Below are 13,156 nucleotides of genomic sequence, written 5' to 3'. Positions count from 1 at the left end.
ACTGATATCAGATTTATCCGTGGATAACCCAAGATAATCGTGTTGGTATAGTGGAAATTGAGCGATCGAGGGCAGAAGTTGTAGCCGTTACTCTAGCAGCAGTATTGGTAAGTAGGCTTGAAAAGCTGTGAAGTCCTGATCCGTCGTAAAAATAGAGTCGTTGCGACGATAAGCGACAGCACAAATCAAAAAATCGGTATTTGATCCTTGAACTCCATTGCGACGGCAGAGATTGAAGAACTCAGCAGCAGTCTCATAGTCATTCTGCGTCACAATTAAGTAAGTCCGGAAAAGCGCGAAGATAGTCGCGTAGCCTTGTGAATTGTTCAGGAGTACGTAGTCCAGAAAGAATTTCTTGGCGAATGGCTCCAAGAATAATCACTTCATCTTCAGTAATGAGAGTGCGAAGTCGATCAGTCGTTTGAGAATTGGGTGCATTACGGCGTAGAGCCAATGACCAAACAGAAGTATCGACAATCACGCTCATGAGCTTTGGCGTTGCACCTTGTAATCATAAGTTTCGTCGTAGTCAATCGTTCCAAATAGCTCTACAATCTTGCCGCGTTGACGGCGCTGAATGTACTCACGGAGAGCCGTTTCAACTACGGTTTCTGGGTTCTGCTGCTCACTAATTGCAAGTGCTTCTTGCATCAGCGTTTCATCTAGATTGATCGAATGAGCCATTGTTAGCAGAGTGATATTGATTTCTCTAGTTTATCGGTGTTTCATTGCGGTAAACGACTTCTCGATCGACAGATTGAATGAGAGGAATTATTCGATCGCGAGATAGATTCGCTCAAACGGTGCGATCAAATACGATTCGTCGTGTCGTTCCATCCATCACCGCAATGATTGTTAATGCAACCCAAAACGGTTGGCAAGTCATTTACCACCGTGCCCATGCTCTTCTAGCGGCTCAAATCGCGGGACAATGGCGCAGAAAAGATTCTCCCCCTCGCTTATATGAAACGGTCGCAGCAATCTCTCACCATGACGACTTAGAGCGCGAATGGGAAGAGAATAACTTAAACAAAGCAGGCGCACCAAAAGACTTTACACAAGATACCGACCAAGAAACCGACTATCACAGCTTGAGAAAGCATATTGAAGGTTCACTCTATCGCGGTCGGTGGGTGGCATTGTTAGTTTCGATTCACTTGTATCGATTGAATTTAGCTAAGAGTGGAACCCCTGAAGCGGATAAATTTTTGCAAGAACAGTTAGAAAATCAGAAACGGTGGCGCGAAAATTTAGGCATTTCAGAAGAAGCAGCGATCCAAGCTTATGACTTTCTGCAATGGTGCGATCGCTGTTCTTTGATCCTTTGCCAGCAAGAACTTCCAGCAGATGAACGTCGGCTCGAAATTAGCAAAGCTCACGATGGTCAAGACTATGACATTAAACAGCTTGAAAACGGGTTAGTAACAGTTACACCCTGGTGTTTTCAAGATGACCAATTCACTGTGAATGTCGAAACAACAGTGCTAACTCAAGTCAAATTTGAGAGCAATGATGAACTCACAGAAGCACTTAAGACTGCACCTCGTAAGCTTTTAGAATGGACGTTTGTAAAAGATGCCGCCTGAAATTGCTGAACTATTAGAAACGAAGTCGGCTCATGCACTGCCTGAATTGATGAACGCGATCGCCGAATATTTGAACTGCGATCGCTGTTTCCTCTATCTGCGTGATCCAAGTACTAAACTCGGTCGGGTTCCATTTTGCTGGACTCGCAGTGAGGATGTTCCAACGGTTTACGACGAAGATTGGAAGCCTGAACCGGAATCATTGCCCAATGAAGATCCAATGTTTGCGGCGGCACTGGCGACTAAACCTTCAATTTTTGTCGAAGATGTCACGACTGCGGGTTCTGATGTTTTGAATGCGGAATTTGAACGGGAGAGTTTTGGACATCGGGCATTGATTCACGGGCATCTTTGTCACAACAATCAGCTTTGGGGCGTATTGCAGCCTTGTTTGATGAATCAACCGCGACAATGGAGCGAAGAAGAACGATCGACATTCAGCCAAATTACAGAGAAGATTACGCCGATCGTTGTCCAGTACATTGAACAACAGGCGAAAAATCCCCCAGAGGAATGAGGCAGGGAGTACCAATAGTCGTGTTTATTACATTTGATAATGTTGCCTCACTTTGCCTATCTGTAGGTGGATTGCATGAACCACTCCCCTTTCACACGTTCCCGCACCATCGATCGCATTCTTGTGGTTGATGACACACCCGATAACTGTTTGCTGATTCAGGCAATTTTGCAGGACGAAGGCTATCAGGTTGAACTCGCGGATAGTGGCAAAGAAGCATTACGGATTATTGAACAGTCTCCACCGGATTTGGTGTTGCTTGATGTCATGATGCCGGGAATGGACGGTTATGAAGTGACTCGGCGAATTCGCGCCAATCCTTCGTTGCCGTTTATGCCGATTTTGCTCACGACTGCGTATGATCAGCCGAGTGTCGCTCAAGGCTTGGATACGGGTGCAGATGATTTTATTCGGAAGCCTGTTCATTTTGATGAGTTGTTGGCGCGAGTTCGAGCATTGTTGCGATTGAAGCACAGTGTGGATGAACGCGATCAAATTGCTCGTCAACGTGAGGACTTTGTTTCTCGACTAACGCATGATTTAAGAACGCCATTAGTTGCTGCTGATCGTATGTTGAATCTAATGTCTCAAGGGGCATTAGGTGAGCTTTCTGGCGATGTGCAAGATGCGATTTCAACGATGATTCGCAGTAACGCCAACTTGCTCACGATGGTGAATACCTTGTTAGAGGTATATCGCTACGAAGCAGGACGGAAAACATTAGTGTTCTCTCCGGTGAATTTAGCGGAATTGGCGCAAGAGGTCGTAAAAGAACTCTCGCCTTTAGCGATCGATAAAAATCTCAAGTTAAATCTAGAATTCAACGAAGGGGAAGATTACACTGCAAAAGGCGATCGATTAGAACTTTATCGGGTGATGACAAATCTAGTTGGAAATGCAATTAAATTTACCGATGAAGGCTCTGTTACCGTTCGATTAATTCGAGTCGATACGGGATTAGTTCCTGCAATTAAGTTAGAGGTACAAGACACGGGACCGGGAATTTCAGAGAGCGATCGAGCGACTTTATTTGAGAGCTTTATTCCGGGTAAACACAAGCGATCGGGTAGCGGTTTAGGACTGCATTTGACTCGTCGAATTGTGGAAGCTCACAACGGTCGGATCAATCTCACAACGGAGGTTGGTAAAGGTAGTACGTTTACTGTTTATTTGCCGACGCATTAGAGAGTGTTTGAGAAGTAATCGTTTATCGCATTTACCCGCCCGGAAATGAATCTCCGGGCTAATCGGGGAAGCCCACTAAACTGGGCTAAGAACTCCGTATGACTCTCTTAGCCCGCTTCAGCGGGGTTTCCTCCATTAGCCCGGAGATTTATTTCCGGGCGAACTCGCAACGCAGCAAAGCCGCTTTTTATACTTCTCAAATACCCTCTTAGGAATCATGAGGCTCAGCGAATAGAATTCGTCAGACAGTCAACGTTTTGCCAAAACCCAGCCTTCAAATATGTCTTCTATCTGATAGTTAAGGTCAGGCGTTTTGGCAAGATTTGGATCGATCCAAGCGTATTCTGTATTCGGCAAAATCTTGGGATTCTCGATATATTGACCGATTTTTGGAGTGTAGAAATTGAGTAATAGATAACGTTTACGATCGTCACGACTCATTTGATCTTCATTCACAATAAAACTCACGGGTTGAGCTTGTAGAATTGCCTGAATTGTTGGCATTTGAATAAATCGTTTGAGTTGCGGATCGTAATCGCCCCATAATCCAGTAACGTGCAAAGTTGCGATCGCAAACCAAGAAGTCAGCAACCAAGCCGCAGTCCAGAATTTTGCCGATTGAGCAAGAGAAATTCGATTGCGTAACACCCAAATCACGGGCAAGCTAAACCAGCCTAATCCAACGGTTAGAACGACAAGCGCGATCGATAAAAGCGTCTCACTTCGCATGGAATCTCCAATCAGTTCAGCCACTCTCATGCGCTGATTCACGATCGCGAGAAAAAACATTGCGATCGCACCCATAAAAAGATTCAACCCAATGAAGAATCCGGTACGCTTGCGATTTTTGTACAAATATTCGAGATGAGAAAGTGCGATCGCGGCTAACAGTCCTGCAAACGGCATTAATTGAATTGGATAGTAATGCGTTCGTGTTCCAAAAATACTTAATTCAACAAATAAAACAATCGGAAATCCAATTAGCAAAAACCGTCTTTGAGTTGATTTTAATAACGATCGAGTATCTGGATTGCGAAATGCTAACCACAATCCACCGAGTGAAAAGAAAATCCAAGGAAAACCATTTGCAGGAATATTCCAAAAATAATAAAACTGATTCGCACCTTGATAAGTTTGTCCACCAAGATGAAACAGTTTCCCAAACAGTTCTTGAAGTCGATAAACTCCATCTCTTTCAACCGCTGCCCACAACCATCCGATCGGTAACATTAATCCTGTTGCTAATCCCACATACAACCAAGGATCGAGTAGATGACGATGGCGGCGATGTTGAACGATCAGATAAGGCAATAGTGCGATCGATGCTGGAATGATCATGAATCCTTTAATCATGAATCCCCAACCAAACATTGAACCCGCTACAAATCGCCAAGGTCTAACAGACGATTCAGCCAGCAGCAATGCCCAAATTTCAATTAATTCCACACAAACAAGCGCCATATCTTGAGTGGCTAATCGTCCGTATTGTGCGACTAATGGAATCACGCTAAAGATTGCCGCTCCCATCCAAGCCATTCGAGGAGTCGTGAGCCGAACCCCGATCGCATAAGTCAATAGAACACTCAAAATAAACGCGATCGCACTTGGTAATCGGGCAGAATCTTCGCTGATTCCAAACAGCAAAAACGATCCCGCAATCAGCCATTGAATTCCAATCGTCCGATCGAATACGGGTGTCCCTCCGCCCCATTGTGGTGTGATCCAATCTCCAGTGCTGAGAATCGTTTTTGCCTGAGCCGCATAAATGCCTTCATCATGCGCCATTAAACTCTGTTGAGAATTGCGAATCAATACGATCGGCAACACCCACAATAACAATGTGAAATACGGGAGAAATCGCTTCCAGTTCACAGGACTTGCTTCCATTCTGTGCAAGGATTTTATCCTAGATTCAGCGGTTCGGCTTTTAGACAAGTTTCTAGATCGAGTTGTGCCAACTTGGAATAAGCGTTGTCGATCGCGAATTTCCCTCGCAATAATCCCGAACTCGCTCCCGGACAGATAAATCGCAATGTTTCTGAATTGAACATCTCTAGAAGCTTGCGAACATGACGGATCTGGCGATTCCAATGAAACGTTTTTGCAGTTCTAAGCGGAACGGGATCACCTTGATTATTCGGAATTAAATGCCGACCAGTAAACAAGATCCCACCGCAAGCAGAGTAGTAAACACAAGCTGATCCCGGCGAGTGTCCCGAAGTCCAGATCACTCGGATTTCTGGATTGATCTCAAAACTTTCCTGGAACGAAGTAACTTTTACATTCGGCAACAAATACGCCTCTTGTTCTTGCACAATTACTTCGCAATCGAACGCGGCTTGAATTTCTCGCACCTTTCCCATTCCGCCGCGATGCGTGATGATTAACTTCCGAACCCCGCCCTGAGATTCGAGAAACGATCGAGTATTTTCATCCCATGCTGGCGAATCAATTACCAAATTTCCATCTTTTTCTACAATGAGATAGGATGTACCACCGAGCGTATCCCGATTGGGTGGAAACGCAAAGATCGGTGCAATGCCAGGACAAACTTCTTCCGAAAACACGGGACGTGGCGGTTTCGGCGTTCGGGACTGCGGCGTGATTGAAGATTCTGGTGGCACAAGCTTCTCGATCGGTCAAACTAAAGAATACGGCAATTCTGCCTCGTTAGATTGTGCCAGATCGAATGACTTCCTTCTATGCTCTCTGCCCCATCCTTTGGACATGATTTGGCTTTTGCTTCTCGGATTAATCACATACCTCTTTATCACGCAGTGGGTCGCCAGTCTCACCCGAACTCCGGTTTGGCTCCTGTGGCTGGTGGCGATGCTGCCTGTGTTTGTCATGGTCGTGTGGACGATCGTATTCCGAGGGCAAACAATGCCGACACAATACTCGATCGTGCTATTCGCTGGATGCTTGGTGCTGTATCTCTATTTGATTCAGCGCGGACGGATTGCACGATCGACAATGGACACTGAGCCACCCGTCCCTTCAGAGCCGACCCCTGAGATTCAACCGCCTAATTTAGCGAGTCTGCGCCCGCTCAATCCCGCCGAAGAAACGAGCTTGCAAACCTGCTTTCCTTGGTCGGTATTCTATTTACGCCATTTGGAATATCACCCGCAAGGAGTCGTTTGTCGAGGTCAGTTGCGGACGGCTCCTGATGTCGCTTATCGAACGGTGCGAGAAAACGTCGAGGCGCAATTTGGCGATCGCTTTGATGTGATTTTTCAGGAGTATCACCCTGGAGAGCCGTTTTTTGAGTTGGTAATGAATCCAGCGGCAACGATCGAGGGGAAAAATCCGCAAGTTCTGATTCGTCCTGGATCTGCGATCGTTTTAGCGCTTTTGACGTTTTTTACGACAAATTGGGCGGGCTTGCAAGTGGTGGGACGAGTTCCGACGTTCCAAGCTTTAATGGAAAACGGTTTTCCTTATTCGATCCCGATTTTGGTCTTTTTTGCGGCTCGAAGTTTTGGGCAATTCATCACCGCTCGAAAGTACAAGATTGCAATCACGCTGCCGTACTTTGTGCCGATTATTCCGCTGCCGTTTTTCCCGATTGGGACGATCGGCGCGTTTACTCAGTTGAAATCACGAATTCCCGATCGTAGAGCGCTGTTTGATATTGGCTTGGTTGGCGCATTTTTGGGATTGACGATCAGTATTCCGTTACTGGCTTGGGGATTGGTGCAGTCGAGTGTGGTGGCGTTACCGAATCAAGGCGGACTCTTCAATTTTCAGGCGCTTGATCCGAGATTTTCGATTTTGTTGGCGGTTTTTGGCAAATTAGCGATCGGGCGTGAATTAACTCCTGATGCTGCAATTCGATTACATCCGACTGCGATCGCGGGTTGGGTTGGAGTTTTATTCACAGCGTTTAATCTAATGCCGATCGGACAGTTAGATGGCGGACGGATGATTCATGCCGTATTTGGGCGAAGAGTTGGAGCCAGAATCGGACGAATTTCGAGGTTTCTACTATTGGGATTTGCGATCGTATATCCGCATTTATTACTCTGGGCAGTGCTATTACTATTGTTACCAGCATTGAATGAACCGACATTGAATGATGTACTTGAGGTTGATTCATTCCGCGATATTGTAGGGTTAATGGCATTGGTAATTCTGATGATTCTTGTGTTGCCTGCTCCGAAGTTTTTAACGACTGCTCTGGGAATGTAGGATGAACGGAAAAGCGCTTTATCAAAACTGTTTATCGCTGTTAATTTATCGCGATGTGCTGAATGATGAAATTGCACGATCGTTTCTCACCGTTTTACAAAATCTCGATCGTCCTGAAATCGCTATCGCAGCTTACAGCGAATGGTTCTCAGGATTGGCAAAACTCCGTCAAGGTTGGCGCGATTATTTATTAACAAGAATTCTGTCCTCAGAAAATCCATTTACTCAACAAGTTCATCAAGGCAATATTCCAAACGAACTACTAGAAGCTGTTAAACACGATCTAAAAATCCTACAACAGATCTATCAATACGGAAGTCAACAGATTCGCGAATTATTAAATCAAAATACTGTTGCTTGGTGCGATCACATTGATTATGAGAAAAATGATTCAAGACAAATCGAAATTCAACGAATTCAGAAACAATTAGAATCGCTTGAAGATTGGTCGATCGTACTTCCAGATCTAATCAATTTCTATCGTCGATTTGGAACAGGTATCTTTGCAGAATATCGTGCATTTCGGTGGCAGAATGGGGGCTTGAATGCGATCTCAACTCCTGATCCAATTCAAATCGATGCTTTAGTCGGCTATGAAACCCAGCGCGATACCTTGCTAAAAAACACCGAATTTTTATTAGCTGGATTGCCCGCGCTTCACATTTTGCTATACGGCAGTCGCGGCTCAGGGAAATCATCGCTCGTCAAATCACTGCTAGGAAAATATGAAAATCTGCGTTTAATTGAAGTTCCAAAATCAGAACTCAGTGCGTTACCTGCGATCGTTGAACAATTGCGAAATCTACCTCAGAAGTTTGTGATTTTCGTCGATGACTTGTCTTTTGAAGAGGATGACGATGCGTATAAGTCGCTAAAAGTTGTTCTAGAAGGCAATTTAACTGCACGACCGCAAAACGTTGTCGTGTATGCCACCTCAAATCGACGACACTTAATCCGCGAATTTTTTGACGATCGCCCGCGTCCACGAGATGCCGATGAAGTCCATCACTGGGATACTGTGCAAGAGAAGTTATCGTTTAGCGATCGATTCGGTTTAACCCTAACTTTCGAGCCTGCTGACCAACCAACTTATCTCAAAATCGTTCACCATTTAGCCGCTCAAGCTCAAATCAATCTCGACTCCAAAGATTTAGAATTTCGAGCCTTACAATGGGCGACTCGGCACAATGGTCGATCGGGCAGAACCGCACGTCAATTTATCGACTTTCTCAAAGCTGAACTCTTTTCCTAATGGCATTTACTTATTCTCGATCGATTCACTTCTCCGACACCGACGCGGCAGGAGTTGTTTATTTCGCCAATGTTCTCAACTTCTGCCACGAAGCTTATGAAGCCTCTCTAGCTGCCAGTGGAATTGACTTACGATCGTTCTTCTCCAGTCAAACGATCGCAGTTCCGATCGTTCACGCTGAGGTAGATTTTTTCAAACCGATGTTTTGTGGGGATCAAATCACGATCGCGCTCACCCCAACCTTATTAAAACCGAGCGAATTCGAGATTTCCTATCAGTTGGCGAATTCAAATCATGCGATCGCGAAAGCGTTAACCCGTCACGTCTGTATTGATGTGAAAGCTCGATCGCGCCAAGACCTTCCCCTAGTTTTGCTTGACTGGCTCAACAACTAACAATTCAGTCTACAATCGATACGCTCTGGCTCAAAGTCAGACCCATTCTCGCTAACATGGTCGATATGGAACAAGAAGTTATTACCCTGCTTTCGAGTCGCGAAATCGAAAAAATGCGTCGAGCCGGAAAACTCGCAGCGCAGTTATTGAATCACTTAGAGGCATTCGTTAAACCGGGTGTTTCTACCCTAGAACTGAATGACGAAGCCGAACGTTGGACACAAGCACACGGAGCAAAAAGCGCTCCCCTTGGCTACAACGGGTTTCCAAAATCGATTTGTACGAGCGTGAATGAGTGCGTTTGTCACGGTATCCCCAACGCCAAACAAATTCTCAAAGATGGCGACATTATCAACATTGATGTCACGCTGATTGTCGATGGCTACCACGGCGACACCTCGAAAATGTACTTTGTGGGAGAACCTTCTCCGCTGGCAAAACGATTGATTGAAGTGACCGAAAAATGCCGTCAGTTAGGCATGGATGAAGTAAAACCAGGCGCAAGAATTGGCGATATTGGTGCAGCGATTCAAGAATATGCCGAATCTCAAGGCTTCTCAGTTGTGCAAGATTTCGTCGGACATGGAATCAGTCATATTTTCCATACGGCTCCTCAAATTCCGCACTACGGCAAACGAGGAACCGGGAAAAAATTGCGCCCTGGAATGGTTTTTACGATCGAACCCATGATCAACGAGGGAACCTGGGAAGTTGAAGTCATGCCCGACAAATGGACGGCTTTGACCAAAGATCGCAAACTCTCGGCTCAATGTGAACATACGATCGCAGTCACTTCTACAGGCTATGAAATCCTGACGCAAGCCTAAAAGAAAACCCCGATGCTTAACACACCGGGGCGACTGTACAACTTTCAGAACATTCTAAACTCGACCGCGCAGCATTTGAGCCATCTCGTTCTGTTTCGGTGACATTTCGAGCGCGACTTCTTCTGTGATCTGACCTTGCTCGTACAGCTTGTAGAGCGACTGATTCATCGTACACATTCCGTCAAATCCACATCGAGGAATGATCGCCTCGATCTCATCCAATTCACCCTTGCGAATGTAATCTCGAATCGCATCCGTGTTGATCAGAATGTCGTGGAATGCTGCCCGTTTGCCGTCTGTTGTCCGACACAAGCCCTGTGCAATCACAGCAACTAGAGATTCCGCTAGTGCGACCCGCATTGTTGCTTGTTCACTCGGTTGATACAAACTGAGAACCCGTTCGATCGTTTTCACCGCACTATTGGTGTGGAGAGTTCCCATCACCAAGTGACCCGTTTGCGCCGCTTTCAATGCCGTATTCACCGTTTCTTTATCCCGCATTTCACCAACCAGGATAATATCGGGATCTTCCCGGAGAGCAGCTTTCAGAGCATTGTCAAACTTGCGAGTGTGCATTCCGACTTCGCGGTGCTTGATTAACGCTTTGCGGCTCTTGTGAATAAACTCGATCGGGTCTTCGATCGTAATAATATTCTTCGGCATTTCTTTGTTGATGTAATCGATCATCGCCGCCATCGTGGTCGATTTACCTGATCCCGTTGGACCTGTAATCAGAATCAAGCCCTTGTGATAGTGACAGACATCTTTGAACACCGCAGGTAGGTTTAACTGCTCCATCGTCAGAATTTTCAGCGGGATCAAACGCAGAACCATCGCAGGTCCATACAGCGACCCAAAAATATTGATCCGAACCCGTGCAAATTCGTATTGAGTTGCACCGTCAAAATCCAGCGTTTCTTCAAACTGGCTAATTTCCTCTTCGGTGAGAACTTCCCGTAACCAACTCATGAAGGTCGCCTGATCGGTTTCGCCCCATTCAGTCGTTTCGATCTCACCTCGATTCCGATAGCGCGGGACTTCTCCCACACCTAAATGCACATCCGAGAAACCCTTATCAAACGCAGTGCGAATAATTTGCTCTAAAGTCGGCGCATTGCTGGAACGACGCGCTGAACTGGGGGTCGTCGGTGGTGTGGTCGGGCGATGTCCTATCGTAGGCGGTGGAGTCGCTCCCGTTGGAGTTCCCAAAGACGCAGAGGGTGAACTTGCGGGAATGGGAGCCGGGGCAGTTGCAGGACGAGTTGCAGCAGGCATCGCAAACGTTTCGGTCGCGGCAGTCTGATTCACATTGACAGCGGCTTCTGTGGCTTCTGTCATTGGATTTGCAGGCATCGTCCGCATGGCAGGTGGCGGAGCAGGAGGAGTTCTGGGTGCGGGTGGCGGAGCGACGGGACGAGGAGCAGTGGATTCGGTGGACTGCACGATCGAGGAACGCTGTGTGTCTGGTGTCATATCCCTAGGTTGATAAAATCCCTGAGCAGTGAACGAATGGGGCGATGGGGCGATTTTTAGGGGAAATTGGAAAATCTTTACGGTTTGAACCTTGGCACAGAGAATGCCAGACCCCTAACATGAATTAAGCTTTCCCAGATGTCACGGGTGAGTATCAACAGGGGATGGTGGGCGATATGAGTGGGTCTGATCGGTGGTATGTAGTAAAACGTCCAAATGCCCAGTGTCAAATTCTGACCGAGGATGAGTTGGAGAAGATTCAAACGACAAATCCCTCTGAGACGGTGGAACATTGGGGTCCATTCACCTCAGAGGGAGAAGCGATCGCACGTCGCGTCGGATTGATTCGATCGGGCAAGTGTCAGCCGAGTTAGTTCTTAGCGCGGTTGCCTTGTTTTGAGGTAATCACTTGCCCCAAAACTTGCATCGCTCGGACAAACTGCGGGTCATTGTTTGTGCCAACTTTGTCGCGCTCTTGCTGAAGGAGTTTACGCTGCGGTTCGGTCAGTTCCACAACGACATCGGGAGCGATGCCATGTTTGTTGATGTCTCGACCGCTTGGCGTGAGATATTTCGCGATCGTCACTGCCATTCCTGATCCATCACCAAGGCTACGAACCGATTGGACTAAGCCCTTTCCGAAGGTTTTCGTACCAACGATCGTGCCGCGTTTGTTATCTTGGATTGCTCCAGAGAGAATTTCGCTGGCACTGGCTGATCCACCATCGACAAGAACGACTAACGGCTTATCAGTCAGAGCGCGGTTATTCGCTTCTTCCTTATCCGAAACGCCTTGTCGATCGACGGTCGAGACAATCCCGCCTTTGGGAACCCACATCCGAGCAATATCGACGCTGGCATAAAGCAAGCCACCGGGATTCGATCGCAGATCCAGAATGTATCCCGTGACGTTCTCTTTCTCCATTTTCTGAATCGCTTCTCGCATTTCTGGAGCAGCATTGGCGCTAAACGTAACAAGACGGATATAGCCAATCTTGCCTTGTTGAGATTGCTGCACACTGGCACGAACCGGATGAATCTCGATCTTGGCACGAGTGAGGTTGAATTCTAATTGCTGAGTGCCTCGCTGAATGGTGAGACGGACTTGACTATTGACTGGACCACGAATCAGCGTCACAGCCTTATTCACGTCCATTCCTTCGGTGCTCTTGCCATCAATTTGACTAATGATGTCTTTGGCAACGATCCCAGCAGACGAAGCGGGACTTCCTTCGATCGGGGAAATGACCGTCAATCTCTTCGTCTTCTCATCCGCTGCCAGTTGAATCCCGACTCCGGTTAATTCGCCAGAGGTGTCGATCTGCATATTGCGGAATTCGTCCGGGTCCATAAAGCGCGTATAGGGATCGCCCAGACGCTTCAGCATTTCCCGAATCGACTTATAAGCCTCTTGCTTATCCCGGTAGTTTCGGTTGAGATACTGAGCGCGAATGGCTTTCCAATCGACTTGGTTAAAGGTGGCATCGACGTAATTGCGATCGATCACCTGCCAAACTTCATCGACTAGCTCTTTGGGACTATCCCGAAAGAACGCTTGCCCTTTATTCAGATGAATTCCGGCTCCGGTGATGGTCACTGCGGTCACGGCGGCAGCCGTCGCACCTAGAACAAGCGCTCGTTTTGTCATGGCTATACCTGCTTAAATTCTGGAAAAGTGACAAAAAGGTTATGCCCAATTTAACACAGGCACTTAGAGGCAATCCGTAATA

General features: G+C 46.8%; 15 protein-coding genes. 8 read left to right on the top strand and 7 right to left on the bottom strand.

Annotated elements, in window-relative coordinates:
* Positions 1-87: 87 nt before the first annotated feature.
* The 3 genes from ACQ4M5_RS09815 to ACQ4M5_RS09805 are packed head-to-tail and all read right to left on the bottom strand — an operon-like array spanning position 88 to position 684.
* Positions 88-273 (bottom strand): hypothetical protein, encoded by a 186-nt coding sequence (locus ACQ4M5_RS09815; protein WP_430675401.1) that lies wholly within the window; start codon positions 271-273, stop codon positions 88-90.
* Positions 260-487: a hypothetical protein gene (locus ACQ4M5_RS09810; RefSeq protein ID WP_430675400.1), complete on the bottom strand. Its 228-nt coding sequence runs from the start codon at positions 485-487 to the stop codon at positions 260-262. The genes ACQ4M5_RS09815 and ACQ4M5_RS09810 overlap by 14 nt, the downstream gene beginning before the upstream one ends.
* The gene (locus ACQ4M5_RS09805; protein WP_430675399.1) at positions 484-684 is read right to left on the bottom strand and encodes a type II toxin-antitoxin system VapB family antitoxin; all 201 of its coding nucleotides are present in this window, start codon (positions 682-684) and stop codon (positions 484-486) included. Before ACQ4M5_RS09805 ends, ACQ4M5_RS09810 begins: the two co-directional genes overlap by 4 nt.
* 77 nt (positions 685-761) lie before the next feature.
* On the opposite strand from ACQ4M5_RS09805, the gene ACQ4M5_RS09800 reads away from it, so the two are divergent.
* The 3 genes from ACQ4M5_RS09800 to ACQ4M5_RS09790 all read left to right on the top strand — a co-directional run bounded on the left by ACQ4M5_RS09800 (position 762) and on the right by ACQ4M5_RS09790 (position 3,288).
* A complete protein-coding gene (locus ACQ4M5_RS09800; protein WP_430675398.1) occupies positions 762-1,586 on the top strand; it encodes a DUF3891 family protein in 825 nt (274 codons plus the stop codon).
* On the top strand, positions 1,576-2,103 hold the full coding sequence (locus ACQ4M5_RS09795) for a GAF domain-containing protein (RefSeq protein ID WP_430675397.1): 528 nt from the start codon (positions 1,576-1,578) through the stop codon (positions 2,101-2,103). Before ACQ4M5_RS09800 ends, ACQ4M5_RS09795 begins: the two co-directional genes overlap by 11 nt.
* A gap of 75 nt (positions 2,104-2,178) precedes the next feature.
* A complete protein-coding gene (locus ACQ4M5_RS09790) occupies positions 2,179-3,288 on the top strand; it encodes an ATP-binding response regulator (RefSeq protein WP_430675396.1) in 1,110 nt (369 codons plus the stop codon).
* A gap of 249 nt (positions 3,289-3,537) precedes the next feature.
* Here ACQ4M5_RS09790 and ACQ4M5_RS09785 read toward each other — a convergent pair whose 3' ends face one another.
* Positions 3,538-5,175: an ArnT family glycosyltransferase gene (locus tag ACQ4M5_RS09785; RefSeq protein WP_430675395.1), complete on the bottom strand. Its 1,638-nt coding sequence runs from the start codon at positions 5,173-5,175 to the stop codon at positions 3,538-3,540.
* A 14-nt stretch (positions 5,176-5,189) separates the two neighbouring features.
* Positions 5,190-5,912, bottom strand: coding sequence for an MBL fold metallo-hydrolase (locus ACQ4M5_RS09780; protein ID WP_430675394.1), 723 nt, complete (start codon positions 5,910-5,912; stop codon positions 5,190-5,192).
* On the opposite strand from ACQ4M5_RS09780, the gene ACQ4M5_RS09775 reads away from it, so the two are divergent.
* From ACQ4M5_RS09775 to map, 4 genes are all read left to right on the top strand, one after another.
* Positions 5,890-7,479, top strand: a complete 1,590-nt coding sequence (locus ACQ4M5_RS09775) for a site-2 protease family protein (protein ID WP_430675393.1) — start codon at positions 5,890-5,892, stop codon at positions 7,477-7,479. The genes ACQ4M5_RS09780 and ACQ4M5_RS09775 overlap by 23 nt on opposite strands.
* A gap of 1 nt (position 7,480) precedes the next feature.
* A complete protein-coding gene (locus ACQ4M5_RS09770; protein ID WP_430675392.1) occupies positions 7,481-8,731 on the top strand; it encodes an ATP-binding protein in 1,251 nt (416 codons plus the stop codon).
* Positions 8,731-9,126 (top strand): acyl-CoA thioesterase, encoded by a 396-nt coding sequence (locus ACQ4M5_RS09765; protein ID WP_430675391.1) that lies wholly within the window; start codon positions 8,731-8,733, stop codon positions 9,124-9,126. Before ACQ4M5_RS09770 ends, ACQ4M5_RS09765 begins: the two co-directional genes overlap by 1 nt.
* 65 nt (positions 9,127-9,191) lie before the next feature.
* Complete coding sequence (gene map / locus ACQ4M5_RS09760; RefSeq protein WP_430675390.1) at positions 9,192-9,953, top strand: type I methionyl aminopeptidase; 762 nt, start codon at positions 9,192-9,194, stop codon at positions 9,951-9,953.
* A 54-nt stretch (positions 9,954-10,007) separates the two neighbouring features.
* On the opposite strand, the gene ACQ4M5_RS09755 is transcribed toward map, so the two are convergent.
* Complete coding sequence (locus ACQ4M5_RS09755) at positions 10,008-11,426, bottom strand: type IV pilus twitching motility protein PilT (RefSeq protein WP_430675389.1); 1,419 nt, start codon at positions 11,424-11,426, stop codon at positions 10,008-10,010.
* A gap of 176 nt (positions 11,427-11,602) precedes the next feature.
* Here ACQ4M5_RS09755 and ACQ4M5_RS09750 point away from each other — a divergent pair, with 176 nt between their 5' ends.
* On the top strand, positions 11,603-11,800 hold the full coding sequence (locus ACQ4M5_RS09750; RefSeq protein ID WP_430675388.1) for a hypothetical protein: 198 nt from the start codon (positions 11,603-11,605) through the stop codon (positions 11,798-11,800).
* Here ACQ4M5_RS09750 and ctpC read toward each other — a convergent pair.
* Positions 11,797-13,074 carry a carboxyl-terminal processing protease CtpC gene (gene ctpC, locus ACQ4M5_RS09745; protein ID WP_430675387.1) on the bottom strand — a complete coding sequence of 426 codons (1,278 nt, stop codon included), beginning with the start codon at positions 13,072-13,074 and terminating at the stop codon, positions 11,797-11,799. The genes ACQ4M5_RS09750 and ctpC overlap by 4 nt on opposite strands.
* Positions 13,075-13,156 lie beyond the last annotated feature (82 nt).

The sequence above is a fragment of the Leptolyngbya sp. AN10 genome (assembly GCF_050565645.1).
Taxonomy (GTDB): domain Bacteria; phylum Cyanobacteriota; class Cyanobacteriia; order Leptolyngbyales; family Leptolyngbyaceae; genus Leptolyngbya.
The sequence above is the reverse complement of the archived record's forward strand: the minus strand, read 5'-3'. Positions and strand labels throughout refer to the sequence as shown.